Below are 18,221 nucleotides of genomic sequence, written 5' to 3'. Positions count from 1 at the left end.
GGCGGCTCTCCTAGCGCGGGGTGGTTGCCAAAGCATGGACATGGCGCGTGATCGCCTGCGTGATGAAGCGCGCGGTGATGGGCGTGCCGTCGAAGTGCAGCACCTTGGTCAGGCGCGCCGGCGCCACTTCCAGCTCGTTGATCAGCAGGGTGCGCATCTGCGCGTCGCGGTTCTGCTCCACCACGAAGACCTGGTCGTGGGCGGCGATGAAGTCGCGCACGCTCTGCGGGAAGGGGAAGGCGCGCAGGCGCAGGCCGTCGAGATGGATGTCGGCCGCGTCCAGCGCTTCCAGCGCCTCGTCCATGGCCGGCGCGGTGGAGCCGAAATAGATCACCCCGAGCCGCGTCTTCTGCGCCGCGGGCTTGAGCACCGGCTGCGGCACCAGCGTCGCGGCGGTGGCGAACTTGCGCAGCAGGCGCTCGACATTGCGCAGGTAGTCGGGTCCCGCCTCGGAGTAGCGCGCATATTCGTCGCGCGTGGTGCCGCGCGTGAAATAGGCGCCGCGCGTCGGGTGCGTGCCGGGCAGGGTGCGCCAGGGAATGCCGTCGCCGTCCACATCCTTGTAGCGGCCGAAATCCTTGCCGGCCTCCAGCTCCTCGGCCGTCATCACCTTGCCGCGGTCGTACGTGCGGCTCTCGTCCCAGGCCAGCGGCTCGCACAGGCGCTGGTTCATGCCGATGTCCAGATCGGTCATCACGAACACCGGGGTCTGCAGCCGGTCCGCCAGGTCCAGCGCCGCCGCCGCATGCTCGAAGCATTCGCGCGGGTCCTGCGGCAGCAGCAGCACATGCTTGGTGTCGCCATGCGAGGCATAGGCGCTGCTGATCAGGTCGGCCTGCTGGGTGCGCGTGGGCATGCCCGTGGAGGGGCCGCCGCGCTGCACATCGATGATGGTGAGCGGGATCTCGGCGAAATAGGCCAGGCCCAGGAACTCGGTCATCAGCGAGACGCCCGGCCCCGAGGTGGCGGTGAAGGCGCGTGCGCCGTTCCAGCCCGCGCCGGTGATCATGCCGATGGAGGCGATCTCGTCCTCGGCCTGCACGATGGCGTAGCGATGCTGGCCGGTGGCGGGGTCGACGCGGTACTTGCTGCAGTATTTGTCGAAGGCCTCGGCCACCGAGGACGAGGGCGTGATCGGGTACCAGGCGCACACGGTGGCGCCGCCGTACACGCAGCCCAGCGCCGCCGCGCTGTTGCCGTCGAGGAAGATGCGATTGCCCACCTTGTCGGCGCGCCGCACCTTCAGGCCCAGGCCTTTTCCATCGGGGGACGTGAGGTGGTCGCGCGCGAACTCGCGGCCCGCATGCAGGGCGCGCACATTCGAGTCCAGCAACTTCTCCTTGCCCCGGTACTGCTCGGCAAACAGCCTTTCGATCACCGCCGGGTCCATGTCCATCAGCTGCGAGAGCGCGCCCAGCACCATGATGTTCTTGAACAGCTGGCGCTGGCGCGAGTCCTCGTAGGTGGCGTTGCAGATCGCGGTGACCGGCATCGAGATCACCTCCACGTCCTTGCGGAAGGCCTCGGGCGGCAGCGGCTTGGTGCTGTCGTAGAACAGATAGCCGCCGGGGCTGATCTCCTTGACGTCCTGGTCCCAGGTCTGCGGGTTCATCGCCACCATCATGTCGACGCCGCCGCGCCGGCCCAGCCAGCCGGCCTCGGAGACGCGCACCTCGTACCAGGTGGGCAGGCCCTGGATATTGCTGGGGAAGATGTTGCGCGGGCTGACCGGCACGCCCATGCGCAGGATGGCCTTGGCGAACAGCTCGTTGGCCGAGGCCGAACCCGAGCCGTTGACGTTGGCGAACTTGACGACGAAGTCGTTGACGGCTTCGATGCGGCTCATGCTGTCACCTTCCTCTCTGCAAGCGGGGCACGTGCGGGGGTGTCGCGGCAGGCCGGCCCGGCCTTGGTGGTGAGCAGCAGGAACTTCTGCATGTCCCAGGCGCCGGTGGGGCAGCGCTCGGCGCACAGGCCGCAGTGCAGGCAGACGTCCTCGTCCTTCACCATCACGCGCGCGGTCTTCAGCGTGCCGCTGACGTAGAGGTCCTGGGCCAGGTTCAGCGCCGGTGCCTTGAGGCGCTGCCGCAAGTCCGCTTCCGCGCCGTTCTCGACAAAGCTGATGCTGTCCATCGGGCAGATGTCCACGCAGGCATCGCACTCGATGCAGAGCTTGTCGGTAAACACCGTCTGCACATCGCAGTTGAGGCAGCGCTGCGCCTCCTTGAAGGCGGTGGCGGCGTCGAAGCCCAGCTCCACCTCCACGCGGATGCTGGCCAGCGCCTTCTCGGCGGCGGCCCAGGGCACCTTGTGACGCAACTCGTTGGTGATGCCGTTGTCGTAGCTCCACTCGTGAATGCCCATCTTCTGCGAGAGCAGGTTGACATGCGGCGGCGGGCGCTTCGTCACCGGCTCGGCGTGCAGATAGCGGTCGATCGACACCGCCGCCTCGTGGCCATGCGCCACCGCGGTGATGATGTTCTTGGGGCCGAAGGCCGCATCGCCGCCGAAGAAGACCTGGGGCAGGCTGGATTGGAAGCTCTGTGCGTCCAGCAGCGGCAGGCCATGCTCGTTGAAGGCGATGCCCGCATCGCGCTCGATCCAGGGGAAGGCGTTCTCCTGGCCCACCGCGATCAGCACCTCGTCGCAGGGGATGCTGACTTCCTCGCCGGTCTGCGCCTTCTTGAAGCGCATGCCGGTGAGCTTGCCGCCCTCATGCTCGAAGGCCAGCGGCACATGGAAGTCCAGGATCGGGATGCCCTCATGCTCGGCATCCTCCTTCTCCCAGGGCGAGGCCTTCATCTGCGCATAGCCGCTGCGCACCGCCACCGTCACCGAGCTGGCGCCCAGGCGGCGCGCCGAGCGGCAGCAGTCCATCGCGGTATTGCCACCGCCCAGCACGATCACGCGCGGCTGCACGCTCGTGACATGGCCGAAGGAGACCGAGGCCAGCCAGTCGATGCCGATGCGGATGCGCTCGCCCGCCTCCTGGCGGCCGGGCAGTTGCAGGTCGCGCCCGCGCGGCGCGCCGCAGCCCACGAACACGGCGTCATAACCCTCGGCCAGCAGGGTGCGCATCGATTCGATGCGCCGGCCCGCGCGCAGCTCCACGCCCAGGCCCAGGATGTAGCCGCATTCCTCGTCGATCACGCTCTCGGGCAGGCGGAAACGCGGGATCTGGCTGCGGATGAAGCCGCCGGGCTTGGTCTCGCCATCGAACACGGTGACCGCATAGCCCTGGGTGGCGAGGTCGCGCGCCACCGTCAGCGAGGCCGGGCCGGCGCCCACGCAAGCCACCTTCTTGCCGTTGCGCGGCAGCGGCTTGGGCAGCAGGGCGCGCAGCTCCTGGCTCTTGTGGTCGGCCGCCACGCGCTTGAGGCGGCAGATCGCCACCGCCTCCGGCTTCTTCTCGCCGACGTTCTTTTCCTCCACCCGGCCGCGCCGGCAGGCGGGCTCGCAGGGGCGGTCGCAGGTACGGCCGAGCACACCGGGGAAGACGTTGGAGACCCAGTTCACCATATAGGCGTCGTCGTAACGCCCCTGGCCGATCAGGCGGATGTACTCGGGGACGGGCGTGTGGGCCGGGCAGGCCCACTGACAATCAACGACCTTGTGGAAATAGGCCGGGTCTTGGGTATCGCTGCGCTGCACCTGGGTCGCCTCCTGTGCTGGAACGGTGCGAGGCACTCACCAACTCCGGGCGTCGTGCGCCAAGCTGGGGCCTCACTACGCGGGCCAGTCTACGCCGGGTGCACCGGCTTGGGAGACGCGGGCAAACCCGCCCAGGCACAAAGCTGGGCAAAGACTGACACGCGTCAAACCCGTGCCGGCGCTCAGCGCCGGCCGCGCGTCTGCCACAAGGGCTTCTTGCCCTTGAGATGCCGCTCGATGCCGTCGTTGAGGCGGCTGCGCAGGTCCACCACCGCGTCCACCTGGCCGAAGATGCCGGGGAAGCGCAGGTCCAGCCACAGCCACAGCGTGCAGCTGCGCAGCGCCTGTTCCATGCGGTCGAGGCGGCTGTGCTCGTCCACGTCTTCCAGGAACCAGGGCGAGCCGGCCGAGCCGGTGACGGCGTGGCGGTGCGTCCAGTCGAGGAACTCCTGCACCTGCGCGTCGGTGCGCGTGTCCACCGGCGCCTGGGCGTAGATGAAGCGCTGCTTCAGGCCCAGCGTGCCGGCGCTGCGGTCCAGCTGATCGGCCAGCTCCAGCATCTGCTCCAGCTCGGCCACCGCGAAATGGGCATCGTCCAGGCGCAGCTGGTCCATGAAGACGTCCAGCACCGCGCGCAGCTTGTTGAGGCCCATGCGGTCGGCGATGGTGGAGACATGCCACCAGTTGGGCGCCACCGCGGCCTTGAAGTCGCGCGGCGCACGCGGCTGCTTGGGCAGCAGTTCCTTGAGGGTGCGCGCGGCGCTGGGCTCGGCCTCGCGCAGCACGCCGCAGAAGCCCTCGTCGTGCATGCCGTAGCGGCCCGCGCGGCCGGCGATCTGGTGCACCTCGGAGACGCTCAGCGCGCGGTCGGCCTGGCCGTCGAACTTGGTCATAGTGCTGAAGAGCACGCGGCGGATCGGCAGGTTCAGGCCCATGCCGATGGCGTCGGTGGCCACCAGGATATGGCTGGCGCCATTGGCAAAGCGCTCGGCCTCGCGGCGCCGCACCTCGGGCGGCAGGGCGCCGTAGATCACCGAGACCGGATGGCCCGCCTGTGCGATCTGGTCGCGCAGCATCAGCACCTCGCGGCGGCTGAAGGCCACCACCGCATCGCCCTTCTTGAGCGCCGCGATCGGCACCGCCGCGGGCAGCAGCTGCACCTCCTGCTTGCGCTCGAAGTGCCGCACCGTGCAGCGCTCGCCGCACAGGCCCAGCAGGTTCTCGATCGCCGGCACCGCATAGGCCGAGCAGATGATGATGACCTCGTTGGCCGGCACCGCCACGATGGCCTGGGTCCAGGCCCAGCCGCGGTAGAGATCGAACAGCATCTGCGCCTCGTCGATCACCGCCACGTCGATGGGCTTGTTGGTGTTGACCATCTCGATGGTGCTGGAGACCACGCGCGCGCCATCGGCCGGCACGTTCTCCTCGCCGGTGAGCAGCGAGCAGGGCACGCCGCGGCCCACCAGGCGGTCGCGGCCCTCCAGCGCCAGCAGGCGCAGCGGCGCCAGGTAGGCGCCATCATGCGCGGCCGCCAGGCGCTCGAAGGCCGCATGGGTCTTGCCGCTGTTGGGCGGGCCCACATAGAGCGTGACGCTGCGCTGCATGCGGCGCGCCACGTCGAAGGTGTCGGGATAGCCCTGGAAGGCCAGCTCGCTGGTGAGGCCGGCGAGGGTGTTGAGCTCGGCCACGCGGTGTTCCCAGCGGTCCTGCGCGCGCGTGCAGCCGGCCTTCAGCTCGGCCAGGGCCTGCGGCGTGGCGCATTCGGCCTGCAGGCGCGGCAGCAGCGAATCGAGGTGTTCCTCGTGGAAGGCCTCGCTGCGCGCCAGCAGGCCCTGCAGATGCGCTTGCAGCTCGGCCGCCTGGGCATAGCGCGGCGCGGTGCCCAGCGCGGCCTTGAGCGCGGCCGCCTCGCCGCTGCGGTAGAAGTCCCACACGGGCGCCTCGTCCTGCGGCACGCGGTAGGCCACCGGCACGCGCCAGCCGGGGCGGTCCAGCGTCAGCGTCTGGCTGCACAAGCGGCTCCAGGCCAGGCCCTCGCGGCGCAGGCCCAGCGCCTCCAGCTGGGCCGTGCGCTGCTGCATCTGCGCGCGCACCGTGGGCGCCGTTCCCACCACGTCCAGATGGCGCAGCGCCGTGGCCATCAGCGCGGGGGCGATCCAGCGGCTGGGGCGCGTGCCCGCCACGGCCTTCTGCAGCAGGATCAGGCCCAGGCGATCCAGCTCGTCCTCATGGGCGTCGCCGAAATCGGCCGGCGTGCAGACCTGCGGCAGCTGGTAGGCGGCCTGGCGTATGCGCTGCAACTCCTCCAGGCCGATCTCGGCGGGCAGGCGGCTGGCATGGCGGGGATGAGGCAGGAGCTTGGTAATGGGCATGGAGAGCGTGCCGGCTTGAGGGGCACGCGGAGCAAAGAGAGTTACTTGGAAGCCCGGGCCAGCACTTCGGCCTGCCACAGCTTGGTCAGCTTCTTCGCCTCCCAGGCCCAGATGGCGGGATGCAGGGCGCGCGAGGCCTTGTACTGGCTGCCGTCGATCAGGCCGCGCGCCACATCGGGGGTCAGCTCCAGGCTGTCGACGCGGATCGGGCGCGCATGGCCGCGCGCCAGATTGGCCTGGCCGGCATCGCTGAAGATGTATTCGCGCGTCAGCATGGCCGCATTGGGATGCGGCGCATGCTTGTTGATGATGGTGGTGTAGCCGCTGGTGATCGAGCCGTCCTCGGGAATGAAGACCTCGTAGTCGCCCGGGTTGGGCACGCGCTTGCGCATCGCCAGCGCGACGAAGTCCCACATCACATGCACATCGGCGAGGTTTTGGTTCATCGGCACCGGGCCGGGGTAGATGTAGAGCAGCCTCCCCTCGCGGTGCATGGGCGCGAACTGGGCCAGCGCGGGCTGCAGCTGGGTTTCGTTGCCACCCAGGGCCACGGCCGCCGCCAGCACCGCGGCATTCGCCTGCGCGCTCGGGCCCACCTCGCCCAGCAGCACGCGGTACTGGCCCTTGAACAGCGCCTGCCAGCTGCGCGGCGGCTTGGGCAGGCGGCGGGTGTTGACCATGAAGGCGATGGTGCCGGTATAGGCCAGCGCCCAATGGCCATCGGGATCCTTGGCCCAGTCGGGAATCTCGGCCCAGCTGCTGGGCTTGTAGGGGCGCGTCACGCCGCGGCTGCGTGCAATCGCGCCGAACTCGAAGCCGACATCACCGATGTCCACCGTGGCGGCCTTGCCCTCGGCCTCCAGCAGCGCGATTTCCTCGCCGCTGGTCATGTTGCGGTCGCTGTGCACCAGGCCGTGCAGGCGGCGCAGCTCGGCCCAGGTATCGCGCCAGTTGGCCCAGCTGTCCGGCATGCCCAGGCTGTGGATGCGGCCCTCGGCACGGGCGGCACGCTCCAGCTCCTTGAGCGTGGGCAGCTCGGCCCAGGCCGACCGCGACGGCGCGGCCATGCCGGTTGCGAGCAGGGCCATCAGGCGGCGGCGGTTCATCAGCGTGCGGAAGTGGGGGAAGGTGGCGGGCAAGCGGGCATTTTCGCCGCAAAAGCCGCCGCGACCCAGGGGGGCCCTAAAACCGCGTGCCCAGGGTCAGGTCCAGGCCGGGAAAGGTCATGCGCTCGAACAGCTCGTTGACGCGCTCGGCGCTCCAGTCCTGCGCCTCGTCCATCCACCACACCAGCATCGACCAGAGCGCCCCCACCACGTACTGGGTGGCCAGATCCACCGCCGCGCCGCCCTGGCCGGGCGGCTGCCCCTGCGCGAGCTCGGCATGCACCAGGGCGCGCAGCATGGCGCGCATATGGCGCTCCACGCTCACCTCGCTCTCGCGCGCCACCGTCATGCGGTAGAGCTGGCGGTGGCTGGCCAGATGCTGGAAGAAGGCCAGGCTGAAGCCCAGACGCCGATCCGGCGCACGCGCCGACTCCAGCCAGCCGCGCAGCCCCTGCACGCTGTGGCCCAGCAGCTCGTCCTTGCTCTCGAAATGGGCATAGAAGGTGGCACGGCCGACGCCGGCGCGGTCCAGCAGGTTCTGGATCGTCAGGCGCTCGTAGCCGCGCTCGCACATCAGCGAGAAGAGGGCTTCCAGCAGGAGCTCGCGGCTGCGTTGCGCGCGGCGATCGGGCGGTTTGACAACAAGTTCTGGCATGTTCTCGAACAAAGCGGTGCTGGATATTCGCTAACGAACAGGCGCTGCCGGCTTGTTCGGGGCTTTTGGTCTGCTGAACAGTATGTTCGGGTCCATGCCAAGCAACAAGAGCAGCGACCCGATGCCGCAAGACCTGACCCCCGCCCTGATCGCCCTGCACGGCGTGAGCAAGCGCTACGCATCGGCGGCGCGCCCCTGCACCGCGCTGCAAGACCTGAGCCTGCGCATCCAGCCGGGCGAATGCGTGGCCGTGATGGGCCCCTCAGGCAGCGGCAAGACCACCCTGATCAATCTGCTCACCGGCATCGACAGCCCCAGCAGCGGCGAGATCCTGGTGGCCGGCCAGCCCATCCACCGCATGAGCCAGGAGGCGCTGACGCGCTGGCGCGGCCGCCAGGTGGGCGTGGTGTTCCAGTTCTTCCAGCTGCTGCCGACGCTGACGGTGGCCGAGAACGTGATGCTGCCGATGGACTTCTGCGGCAGCTACCCGGCCCGCGAGCGCCGCCCACGCGCCCTCGATCTGCTGCAGCGCCTGGGCATCGTCGAGCATGCCGACAAGCTGCCGGCCGAGCTCTCGGGCGGCCAGCAGCAGCGCGCCGCGATCGCCCGGGCGCTGGCCAACGACCCGGCCATCCTGGTGGCCGACGAGCCCACCGGCAATCTCGACTCCGCCACCGCCGATGAGGTGATGGGCCTGCTGGCGGGACTCACGCGCGAAGGCAAGACGGTGCTGACCGTGACCCACGAGCGCGAGCTGGGGCACTTCTTCACGCGCACCCTGCTGCTGCGCGACGGCCGGCTGGTGCACGACTCGGCCACCGCGCGGGTGGCGGCATGAGCCCGCGCTGGACCAAGATCTGGCGCGATATGCAGCACAGCGGTGGCCGCATGGCGCTGATCGTGGCGGCGCTGGCGGCCAGCATGGCCGGCGTGGTGACGATGCTGAGCGCCTACCTGGTGCTGGCGCGCGAGGTGCCGCTCAACTACCTGGGCACCCAGCCCGCCGCGGCCCAGCTGGAGCTGCAGCACGAGCCCTCGGCTGCGCTGCTGCAGCGCCTGCGCGCCCGGCCCGGCGTGCGCGGCGCCGAGCTGGGCGGCACTCTGCTTGGCCGCATCCAGGTCGGCCCGCAGGGTTGGATGCCGCTGATGCTGTTCGTGGTGCCGGATTTCGAGGCCTGGCAGATCAACCGCGTGCACGCCGACAGCGGCAGCTGGCCGCCGCCGCCCGGTAGCCTGCTGATCGAGCGCAGCGCCATGGCCATGAGCCAAGCCCGCGTGGGCAGCCAGGTGCAGGTCGAGCTGCCCGCGGCCGGCCGCATCGGCATCGGCGTGGCTGGCACCGTGCACGACCCCGGCGTGGCGCCGGCCTGGCAGGAGCAGACCGTCTACGCCTATGTCAGCCAGGCCACGCTGGCGCAGCGCGGCCAGCCGCTGCCGCTGAACCTGCTCAAGCTGCGGCTGCACGACGATGCCGAGCTGCCGGCGATCGAGGCCGAGGTGCAGCGGCTCGCCGCCTGGCTGGCCGAGCAGGGCGAGCCGGTGCTGCAGGCGCGCATCCCGCCGCCGCGCCTGCACCCGCACCAGTCGCAGATGATGACGGTGGTGGGCATGCTGCTGATCTTCAGCCTGCTGGGCCTGCTGCTGGGCGCGGTGCTGACGGCCAGCACCATCGGCGGCCTGCTGGCCCAGCAGCGGCGCCAGATCGCCATCATGAAGGCGATCGGCGCGCGCTCGGCCCAGATCGCCACGCTCTATCTGCTGATGGTGGGCCTGCTGGGCCTGGCCGCCGTGGCGATCGGCTGGCCGCTCGGCTGGGCGGCCGGGCGCGGCCTGATGAGCCTGGTGGCGCAGCTGCTCAATCTGCGCCTGGACAGCCTGGCCCTGCCCGGCTGGATGCTGCCCGCCAGCGTGGGCGTCGGCATCGTCGCGCCGCTGCTGGCCACGCTGCTGCCGATCTGGCTGGCGGCACGGCGCACCGTGCGCGCCGCCATCGACGACCATGGCGTGAGCGCCAGCGCCGCGGCCGACAGCGGCGGCCTGGCCCGGCTGCTGGCGCGCCTGAGCCTGGGCGATGCGGCCCTGACCCTGGCGCTGCGCAACACCTTCCGACGCCGCGCCCGCCTGGTCATGACCCTGCTGCTGCTGGGCGGCGCGGGTGCCATGTTCATCACCAGCCTGAACCTGCGTGCGGCCTGGGAGGCGCGCGTGCAGGAGGCGGCGGCCGACCGGCATTTCGATCTCGAGCTGCGCCTGGAACAGCCGCAGCCGCTGGCGCGGCTGGAGCCGCTGTTGCGCGGCGCCCTGCCGGGCCTGCGCGCGTTCGAATCCTGGAGCATCAGCGCCACCTCCCTGCATCAGGGCGGCGGGCTGGAGGTGGTGCACAGCTATCCCGACGGCGGCCATGGCAGCCTGGCGCTGCGCGCCGCACCGCCCGCCACCGCCCTGATCGCGCACCGCCTCGGCGCCGGCCGCTGGCTGCGCGCGGGCGAGCGCGGCAGCGTGGTGCTCAACAGCGGCGCCAGCCAGGCGTCAGGCCTGCGCGGCGCGCGGCCGGGCGACTGGCTGGACCTGGAGATCGCGGGCCGGCCGCAGCGCCTGCTGGTGGTAGGCATCATCAAGGAGCCGCTCACCCCCAGCGCCCTCTACACCACGCCGGAAAGCTATGCCGAGCTGACCGGCACGGCCGGCCACAGCAATGCCCTGCGCATCGCGCTGCGGGATGGCAGCGACACCGAGCAGAGTGCCACGGCGCTGGTGGCCGCGCTGGAAGGGGCCGGCATGGGCGTGAAGTTCCTGCTCACCGAAGCGCGCTTTGGCGCCGCCCAGGGTGGCCATGTCTACATCCTCGTCTACGCCCTCGCCTTCATCGCCGGCCTGATGGCCGTGGTGGGCCTGCTGGGCCTGGCCTCTGCGCTGGGCAGCGCGGTGCTGGAACGCACCCGCGAGTTTGGCGTGCTGCGCACCATCGGCGCGGGCTCGGCCGCGGTGCTGCGCAGCGTGCTGGCCGAGGGCCTGGTGATCGCCCTGCTGAGCGTGCTGCTGGCCCTGCTGCTCGCCACTGGGCTCTCGGCCCGCGTGGGCGCGGTGCTGGGCGCGATCTCGCCACAGCAACTGCTGCTGCAGCTCTCACCGCTGGCGCTGGGCCTGTGGTTGCTGTTGCTGCTGCCCGGCGCGCTGCTGGTGAGCGCCTGGCCGGCGCGCCGCGCCGCGCGGCTGACGATACGCGAAACCCTCAACAGCTACTGATGCCAACAACGCCATGAACAAGAAACTTGCTCTCGCCCTGCTGTGGGCCCTCCTGCTCGTGCTGCTGGCCGGTGCCGCCGTCTGGCTGCTCGGCGACGTCGATGCGCTGGCGCTGCTGAAGCGGCTGCACGGCCGCTGAGCGGAGGGGCCAGCCAGGCCCTGCGTCAGCGCGTGGCCCGGTCGATGCGGCGCTGCTGCAGGTCCACCTCGCCGGGCGGGGTCAGCAGATCGCGCACCGTCGGCAGCGAGGCCGGTGCCGACGCGGCCACCGCCGCGACCGGCGCCGCGATCACCGTCACCGTGCCACGCGTCATGGCCACCTCCTCGCTGCCGGCCGGGCAGGGCGCGCTGCTGTACTGCACCGCCGCGCCCTTGACGCATTTGTGCACCGCCTCGACACCGCGGCCCGGCACGAGCGCGCGACCGGCCTCCACGGCCTGGTGCAAGCGGGCGCGGGCCTGCTCGGGATAGGCCAGGCCCAGGCCCAGCAGCAGGCACAGCGCGACGGCAAGCAGTGGCAAGGCCTTGCGCATGGCTCAGTCCTGAAAGATGGCGCGTGCCGCCACCTGGCGCAGATTCAGCGGCAGCGCGTTCACGAGCGCAAGAATCTCGATGCTGCGATCGCAGTCCTGGCGCCGCTGGCCCTTGCGGCCGGCCTGGAACAGGCCCGCCAGAATGGCCGGTGCGCGCTCGCCCAGACGGTGCTGCAGCACCACCTGCTCGTTGGCATTCACCGGGCGGAAGTCGGCGCCCTCGCCCTGCATCGCGGCCTGCACCAGCCAGGCGCTTTCCCGGCCGATCAGCGCTTCGTCCAGCTGACGCTTGACGCCCGCCTGCCCGGCCAGCAGCGCCGCGCATTGCATCGGGCCCAGCTGGCGGGCACTCTTGAGTTGATCGCTCCAGATCGCCAGATAAGCGACCCGGAGTTCGTTGCCGGCGCTTTGCAGCAGCCCGGGCAGCAGGGCGGCGACGAGCGCCTGGCCCTCGGCCTGCACCAGACCCTCGTCGCCCTGCGCGAGCGCCGCCGCCATGCGCTCGGCCGCGGCATCGATGAGGCCGGGCAGATAGCGATTCAGCCAGTACCAGCCGGGGTGTCCGCGCAGGTGCTCGGCGATCTCGAAGCGCGCATCGGCCGCCTCCGCCGCCGGCAGGGCCACGTCCAGCGTGGCCGGTGCGGGGTCGAGCAGGCCGGCGTCCTCCCATTGCGTGCGCGCAAGCTGCCAGCGCGAACCCGGGCCGGCCTGCAGCAGCCGCGCGATGAGGGGCTCGGGCAGACCCAGGGCTCGGTAGCGCGACGCCAGCTCGACGGCCACCGGCCCCGCCAGCAGCGGGCTCAACAGGCCCGTGGCGGCACCGCTCAGGCTCACCGCCGCGGCCGGCACGATCTGACGCTCGGCGCCCGCCAGAAAGATCAGCGCGCAGACGCCTTCGCAGTTGCCGGTCACCCGCGTGCGCAGCTTGCGGGCATGCACGAAATCGGCGATGCGCTGGGCCTCGGCCAGGCGCCCGCCGGAAGACTCCAGCTCCAGCACCCTGAGGCGCTTGGCGTCGGCCGCGATGCGCATGAACTCGGCCCCGTCACCGCGCCCGAGCGGGCCCTTCAGCGCGAGGCGGCCGCCATCCTCGGACAGCGTGATGGCGGCGTTGCCGAGCGGATCGCTGCCACCGGCCAGCTGCAGATACTGCCCGGCCCGCGGCAACACATCGACGACGCTGGCGATCAGCACCAGGCCCGTCAGCACGACCAGGGCCGCATGCGTCGCGAGCGCGCGGCGCGGGTCGGGCCCCGAGCGCGCATAGGCGCTGGCGGCGCGCCAGCAGCCCGGCACGGCCCAGCACAGCGCCAGCAACAGCAGTGCCCAGACCGCCAGCAGGGCCGCGCTGCCCAGGCTCAGCAGCGAACCCAGCACGTTGACCTGCATCGCCAGGCCCAGCGCGGCGGCCAGCAGCGGCAGCGCCACCAGCACGGTGTTGAGCCAGAAGCTGACGGCCAAGGGCAGCTCACCCAGCCAGTGCGACAGCAGATAGGCCCGCAGCGGTGCAAGCGCCGGTGCGGCGCCGGACTCCGCCGGCCTGGCCGGCGCGCTGCGCACCACGGCCGTACCGGCGAACTTGTCGTGCAAGCCCTGGCGCGCCGGGTGGATCGCGGTCCACAACAGGCCCAGACCCAGGGGCAGGGCCGACAGCAACCAGAACAGCCAGCGCAATGCCAGCCGGCCCAGGGCGGGTCGGCCGCCATCGGACGCATCGACGATGCGGAGCGCGCAGATCAGCTTGCCCGGCGTGGCGCCGCAGGCATGCCAGAAACCCAGCACCAGCGCGCTGGGCAGCAGCCATTTCACGGCGGCCAGGGTCAGCGCCGCCAGCGTGCCGGGGCCGGCGCCGAGGGCATCGCCGCGCAGCAGCCAGCCCAGCGGCGCCAGCACCATATAGAGCAGCAGCAGATCGATGGCGAGCGCCATCGCACGGACCTTCAGACCCGCAGGTTTCAACTCTTGCACGCCCACCCTTCGCCCCGGTTTGCCGGGTTTGTTATCTGTCTTGCGCCCGCTGTCGCGGCGTTAGGCGATGGTAGCCGAATGCGCCGGCTTATTTGTAGAAGGCCTCCACCTTGCCCTTGAGCTTGATCATCAGCGGATGGCCCTTGCGGTCCACGGTGCGGCCGGCGGGCACCTTGACCCAGCCTTCGCTGATGCAGTACTCCTCGACATCGAAGCGCTCCTTGCCGTTCAGGCGGATGCCGATGTCGCGCTCGAACACGGCGGCATCGTGGAAGGGGCTGCGCGGGTCCACCGAAAGGCGGTCGGGCATGGCGGGGCTGGCTTGGGCTGCGTCGGTCATGGGGGTTCTGGATCTCGAATAGAGGATGGGTAAGGCGTGATTTTCCAGGATTTGGCGCGCGGGCTTGTCCGGGCGCAACAAGCTTGCAGCGCCAGGCTTGCAAGCGTGCTGCCGCGGCCTAGCTTATGAATAGGGGGTTCTTCCCCCGGCTGCCGAAAGGAGTGCGCCATGTTCAAGCATCTGCTCCTGCCTACCGACGGTTCCGCCGCCTCCGAGTTGGTGATCGCCAAGGCCATGATGCTGGCCCAGGAATGCGGCGCCAGGGTCACGGGCCTGCACGTGATCCAGCCCTTCCATGTGTTCGCCTATGACGTCGAGATGGTCGAGGACACCAAGGTGACCTATATGGCCCAGGCCGAGGCGCGCGCCGCGCGCTATCTGGCGGCCATCAGCAAGGCCGCCGCCGAGTGCAAGGTGGCTTGCGATGTGCTGTCGGTGGCCGACGAACATCCCTTCGAGGCCATCATCCGCACCGCCAAGGCGCGCGAATGCGACCTCATCACGATGGCCTCGCATGGCCGGCGCGGCTTCAAGTCGATGCTGCTGGGCAGCGAGACCCAGAAGGTGCTGACGCACAGCAATGTGCCGGTGCTGGTGTGGCGCTGAGGCCCCTCAGGGCAGCGGGCGCTCCGGCCCCTGCGTGCCCTGGGCGCGCGCCGACAGATAGGCGTAGAGGTCGGCGATATGGGCGTTGACCTCCGGGTTGCCCTGCCAGGCGGGCATGCTGAGCGCGCCGGCCTGGCGTTGCAGCACCGCTTCGATGAGGGCGTCGCGCGCGGCGCCCTCGCTGCCGGCCTGCGCGGCCGGCAGGTTCCAGTCATAACGCTGCAAGACCAGGCCCACGAAGCGGCGTGAGCCCATCTGCTGCACGCGCGGCAGCAGGTCGGGCGCGCCCGCCGTGCCGGTGGCGGCGGGGCCGTGGCAGCGCGCACATTTGTCCTGGAACACGCGCCAGCCGGTGTAGACCGAGCCGGGCGGCCTGGCCTGGCGGGCCAGCTCCTGCGCCGGTTGCAGGTTCTGCACCTCGACGGCGCAGGCGCTCAGCAATGCGGCCGCGATCGCGACGATTGAAAGCTTGCTCATGGTCGGCACCTCCAGTGCTTGGCTGCCAGGCCCGATTGTGAGCCGCGCCCGAGGCCGGGCCTTGCCCTGCCTCAAGGCCTGGCCACCACCCGCGCCAGCGCCTGCTGCGCGCCCGTCACCGCCGCGATGCGCTCGCGCAGATAGCTGGCCAGGCGCGGCTGCTGGCTCTGCGCCACATTGAAGCGCAGGTGCGGATCGCCCGCGCCGTCGGCCATGAAGGTGGCGCCGCGCACCAGCAGGATCTGGTTGCGGTAGGCGTCCTGCACCAGGGTCTCGACATCCACCCCCGGCGGCAGCGCGGCCCACAGGAACAGGCCGCCCTCGCTGGGCGTGTCGATCTGCATGCCGGCCTCGCCCAGCTGCCTGAGGCAGCTGTTGCGCGCCGTGATGAGCTTGCGCTGCAGGCGCTCCAGATGCTTGCGCCAGCGGCCCGCGGCGAGCAGCTCCAGGAACACCAGCTCGTTGAGCGCGGCGGTGGTCAGCACCTGGTAGATCTTTTCGCGCAGCAGGGCGCGCAGCAGCGCGGGCTCGGCGGCCATATAGCCCACCCGCAGCGCCGGGCTCACCGCCTTGCAGAAGCTGGAGTAGTAGATCACCCGGTCCAGCCCCGAGAGCGCGGCCAGCCGGGTCGGGTGACCGGGGTGGAAATGGCCCTGCACATCGTCCTCGGCGATCAGCAGGCCATGGCGCTGGGCCAGCATCAGCAGACGGTGCAGATTGGCCGGGCTGCTGCCCCAGCCGGTGGGGTTGTGCAGGGTGGTCTGGACGAAGAGCAGGCGCGGCTTGTGCACGCGGCAGGCGGTCTCGAGCTCGTCCAGATCGATGCCATCGGGGCGGCGCGTGATCGGCAGCAGGCGCAGGCCCAGCTCGCGCAGGCGGCCGAACATCAGGAAGTAGCCGGGGTTCTCCACCAGCACGGTATCGCCGGGCTGCAGCAGGGCACGGCAGATCAGGTCGATCGCATGGGTGCCGCCGAAGGTGGTGAGCACGCGGCCGGCATCCGCGGCGATGCCCTGGCTGCGCAGCAGCATGGCGATGCGCTCGCGCAGCTCGGGCAGGCCCTGGGGCGGGCAGCGCGTGGCCATGCCGGCGGGGCTGCGCGCCAGCGCGCGCGTCAGCGTGCTGGCCGGCACGGCGTCCTGCAGCCAGCTGGCGGGCAGGGCGCCGCTGCTGGCCAGCAGCAGGCCGGCGCGCTGGTCGTTGGCCTGCTGGGCCAGCCACACGGGCTCCTGCTCCTCACCCGCCTCCAGCGCCGCGGCATCGGGCAGCAACGCGGCCACCCCGGCATTGACGAAATAGCCCGCCGTGCCCTGGCTGTCGATCAGGCCCGCGGCGGCGAGCCGGTCGTAGGCCGCCACCACGGTGTTGGGGCTCACCGCCAGCTGCGCCGCCAGCTGCCGTATCGACATCAGCCTGGCACCGGCCGGCAGCTGGCCGCCCAGCATCAGGCCGCGCAGGCGCGCCTCGATCTGATCGGCCAGCGGGGTGGGGGAGTTGCGGTCGATGGAGAACATCGCGACCAGTCTAGGCCAGGAACTTGATCGCCAGCACCAGCAGCGTGCCGCCCATGCTCAGGTTGAAGACGCGGCGCTTGCGCGGGTCGTCCAGCCAGCGCCGGATCGCCACGCCGAACAGGGCCCAGCTGGAGCTGCAGGGAAAGCCGATCACCGAGCCCAGCAGCGCCGCCACCAGGCCGCCCTGCAGCGGGCCGAGGCCGGCGGGCATGAAGACCGAGGCGATCGTCACCGCCTTGACCCAGCTCTTGGGATTCACCGCCTGGAACATCAGGCCCTGCCAGAAGCTGGCCGGCCGGGGCGCAGCACCGCTGCTGACGATGCCGCCGGCGCCGCTGAGCTTCCAGGCCAGCACGATCAGGTAGAGCGCGCCCGCGATGCGCAGCCCGTCCTGCAGCAGCGGTGCGCTGGCGAACAGCCTGCCCAGGCCCAGGCAGCAGACCAAGGTCTGCAGCGCCACGCCGATATTGATGCCCAGGATCTGCGGCAGCGCGCCGCGGTAGCCGAAGTTGGCGCCCGAGGTGGTGAGCATGACGTTGTTGGGCCCCGGGGTGCTGGACATCACGAAGCAGTAGGTCATCAAGGGCAGCAGTTCAGACATCGGCGCGGGCTCCTGGTTCAAGGTCCGCAAAGCCTAAGAGGGGCCCGCCGCCGCACCAAGAGACAAGCGCGCCCGCACGGCGCGCTGCTGTATCAGCCCGGCGCCTGATACACCAGCACCTTGAGCGCGCGCTCGGCCGAGATGTCGGCAAAGGCCGCGGGGTTGGCCAGGCGCTGCCGGAACACCAGCTCGGGTGCCAGCGCCTGCATCTGCTCCTGTAGGAAGGCCATGCCCAGCTTGGGCGTGTTGAGGCACAGCAGGGCCTGACCGCCCGGCGCCAGCAGCTCGGGCAGGCGGCGCATCAGGCGCGCGTAGTCCTTGCTGGCGACGAAGCTGCCCTTCTGGTGGCTGGGCGGATCGAGGATGACGAGCTGGTAGGGGCCGCCGCGCGTGATCTTGCCCCAGGAGTTGAAGATGTCGTGGGCCAGGAAGCTGGCGCCCGCGGCCAGCCCGTTGAGCTGGTGGTTGCGCTGGCCGATCGCGAGCGCGCCGGCGCTCATGTCCATGTTCAGCACCTGGCGCGCGCCCGCCCGCAGCGCCACCACCGAGAACGCGCAGCTGTAGGCGAACAGGTTCAGCACCTTGGCACCCGGGCGGGCGGCCATCTGCTCGCCCACCCAGCGCCGGCCCTCGGCCATGTCGAGAAAGAGGCCGTGGTTCTGGCCCTTGAGCACATGCACCAGGTAGCGCAGGCCCTGCTCGCTCACCACATGCGGCGCGGGCACGCTGCCCGCCATCAGGCGCGTCTCGGCCTGGCCCTCGTGCCGGCATTGGTAGACCCAGTTGAGCGCCTGGCCCGGGGCCAGGTCTTGCCAGCGCGCCGCCAGCGCCGCCTGCACGGCCGCCAGTTCGGGCGCGCTGGCGGGCGCGAAGCTGGTGAGCAGGAACACCGGCGGGAATGCGTCCAGCGCCCATTGCTCGCAGCCGGCATGCAGGCCGCCGCGGCCGTGGAAGATGCGCTGGGCCTCGGTGGGCAGGGCCATGGTGGCGATGGCGGAGAGCAGGGCTTGCATGGGGGCGGCGTTGATGGGTCAACACGGATTGTCAGCGCCGGCAGTTTCGCCGACAGTCGCGGCTTGTTCCCAACGCCCGTCCAAGGCCCGCCCGTGTCCTCCGCTTCCACCCTCGACCTTGCCCCCATGGCAGCGC

General features: G+C 70.8%; 16 protein-coding genes. 4 read left to right on the top strand and 12 right to left on the bottom strand.

Translation table 11 applies throughout. From position 1 onward, the window contains the following. Window positions 1-10 precede the first annotated feature (10 nt). The 5 genes from AC3WQY_RS14200 to AC3WQY_RS14180 all read right to left on the bottom strand — a co-directional run bounded on the left by AC3WQY_RS14200 (window position 11) and on the right by AC3WQY_RS14180 (window position 7,787). Window positions 11-1,846 (bottom strand): 2-oxoacid:acceptor oxidoreductase subunit alpha, encoded by a 1,836-nt coding sequence (locus AC3WQY_RS14200; protein WP_492709241.1) that lies wholly within the window; start codon window positions 1,844-1,846, stop codon window positions 11-13. Continuing rightward, window positions 1,843-3,651 carry an FAD-dependent oxidoreductase gene (locus AC3WQY_RS14195; protein ID WP_492709349.1) on the bottom strand — a complete coding sequence of 603 codons (1,809 nt, stop codon included), beginning with the start codon at window positions 3,649-3,651 and terminating at the stop codon, window positions 1,843-1,845. The genes AC3WQY_RS14200 and AC3WQY_RS14195 overlap by 4 nt, the downstream gene beginning before the upstream one ends. A 182-nt stretch (window positions 3,652-3,833) precedes the next feature. Next, a complete protein-coding gene (locus AC3WQY_RS14190; RefSeq protein WP_492709239.1) occupies window positions 3,834-6,026 on the bottom strand; it encodes a helicase-related protein in 2,193 nt (730 codons plus the stop codon). 41 nt (window positions 6,027-6,067) lie between these two features. Next, complete coding sequence (locus AC3WQY_RS14185; protein ID WP_492709237.1) at window positions 6,068-7,114, bottom strand: ABC transporter substrate-binding protein; 1,047 nt, start codon at window positions 7,112-7,114, stop codon at window positions 6,068-6,070. 94 nt (window positions 7,115-7,208) lie between these two features. Then, a complete protein-coding gene (locus AC3WQY_RS14180) occupies window positions 7,209-7,787 on the bottom strand; it encodes a TetR/AcrR family transcriptional regulator (RefSeq protein WP_285234463.1) in 579 nt (192 codons plus the stop codon). Window positions 7,788-7,881: 94 nt separating this feature from the next. Here AC3WQY_RS14180 and AC3WQY_RS14175 point away from each other — a divergent pair, with 94 nt between their 5' ends. The 3 genes from AC3WQY_RS14175 to AC3WQY_RS14165 are packed head-to-tail and all read left to right on the top strand — an operon-like array spanning window position 7,882 to window position 11,172. Beyond that, a complete protein-coding gene (locus AC3WQY_RS14175; protein ID WP_492709234.1) occupies window positions 7,882-8,625 on the top strand; it encodes an ABC transporter ATP-binding protein in 744 nt (247 codons plus the stop codon). Then, window positions 8,622-11,033 (top strand): FtsX-like permease family protein, encoded by a 2,412-nt coding sequence (locus AC3WQY_RS14170; protein WP_492709232.1) that lies wholly within the window; start codon window positions 8,622-8,624, stop codon window positions 11,031-11,033. The genes AC3WQY_RS14175 and AC3WQY_RS14170 overlap by 4 nt, the downstream gene beginning before the upstream one ends. Before the next feature lie 13 nt (window positions 11,034-11,046). Then, entirely contained in the window at window positions 11,047-11,172 is a 126-nt protein-coding gene (locus AC3WQY_RS14165) for a hypothetical protein (RefSeq protein WP_492709230.1), read from the top strand. Window positions 11,173-11,197: 25 nt separating this feature from the next. Here the strand turns inward: AC3WQY_RS14165 and AC3WQY_RS14160 are convergent, their stop codons facing one another. From AC3WQY_RS14160 to AC3WQY_RS14150, 3 genes are all read right to left on the bottom strand, one after another. Beyond that, the gene (locus AC3WQY_RS14160; RefSeq protein ID WP_492709228.1) at window positions 11,198-11,566 is read right to left on the bottom strand and encodes a hypothetical protein; all 369 of its coding nucleotides are present in this window, start codon (window positions 11,564-11,566) and stop codon (window positions 11,198-11,200) included. A gap of 3 nt (window positions 11,567-11,569) precedes the next feature. Continuing rightward, window positions 11,570-13,534, bottom strand: a complete 1,965-nt coding sequence (locus AC3WQY_RS14155; RefSeq protein ID WP_492709226.1) for an RDD family protein — start codon at window positions 13,532-13,534, stop codon at window positions 11,570-11,572. A gap of 88 nt (window positions 13,535-13,622) precedes the next feature. After that, window positions 13,623-13,874 carry a DUF3297 family protein gene (locus AC3WQY_RS14150; protein ID WP_285234466.1) on the bottom strand — a complete coding sequence of 84 codons (252 nt, stop codon included), beginning with the start codon at window positions 13,872-13,874 and terminating at the stop codon, window positions 13,623-13,625. Window positions 13,875-14,042: 168 nt separating this feature from the next. Between AC3WQY_RS14150 and AC3WQY_RS14145 the strand changes: the two genes are divergently transcribed. Next, entirely contained in the window at window positions 14,043-14,480 is a 438-nt protein-coding gene (locus tag AC3WQY_RS14145; protein WP_285234467.1) for a universal stress protein, read from the top strand. 6 nt (window positions 14,481-14,486) lie between these two features. Here the strand turns inward: AC3WQY_RS14145 and AC3WQY_RS14140 are convergent, their stop codons facing one another. From AC3WQY_RS14140 to AC3WQY_RS14125, 4 genes are all read right to left on the bottom strand, one after another. Then, window positions 14,487-14,957, bottom strand: a complete 471-nt coding sequence (locus AC3WQY_RS14140) for a c-type cytochrome (RefSeq protein ID WP_492709223.1) — start codon at window positions 14,955-14,957, stop codon at window positions 14,487-14,489. 71 nt (window positions 14,958-15,028) lie between these two features. Next, window positions 15,029-16,471: an aminotransferase-like domain-containing protein gene (locus AC3WQY_RS14135; RefSeq protein WP_492709221.1), complete on the bottom strand. Its 1,443-nt coding sequence runs from the start codon at window positions 16,469-16,471 to the stop codon at window positions 15,029-15,031. Window positions 16,472-16,481: 10 nt separating this feature from the next. Then, complete coding sequence (locus AC3WQY_RS14130; protein WP_285234470.1) at window positions 16,482-17,072, bottom strand: LysE family translocator; 591 nt, start codon at window positions 17,070-17,072, stop codon at window positions 16,482-16,484. A 92-nt stretch (window positions 17,073-17,164) separates the two neighbouring features. Continuing rightward, window positions 17,165-18,085: a class I SAM-dependent methyltransferase gene (locus tag AC3WQY_RS14125; protein ID WP_492709218.1), complete on the bottom strand. Its 921-nt coding sequence runs from the start codon at window positions 18,083-18,085 to the stop codon at window positions 17,165-17,167. Window positions 18,086-18,221: the final 136 nt, after the last annotated feature.

The sequence above is a fragment of the Roseateles sp. FW301-B2 genome (genome assembly GCF_058788955.1).
This window is presented reverse-complemented; position numbering and strand designations above follow the sequence as displayed.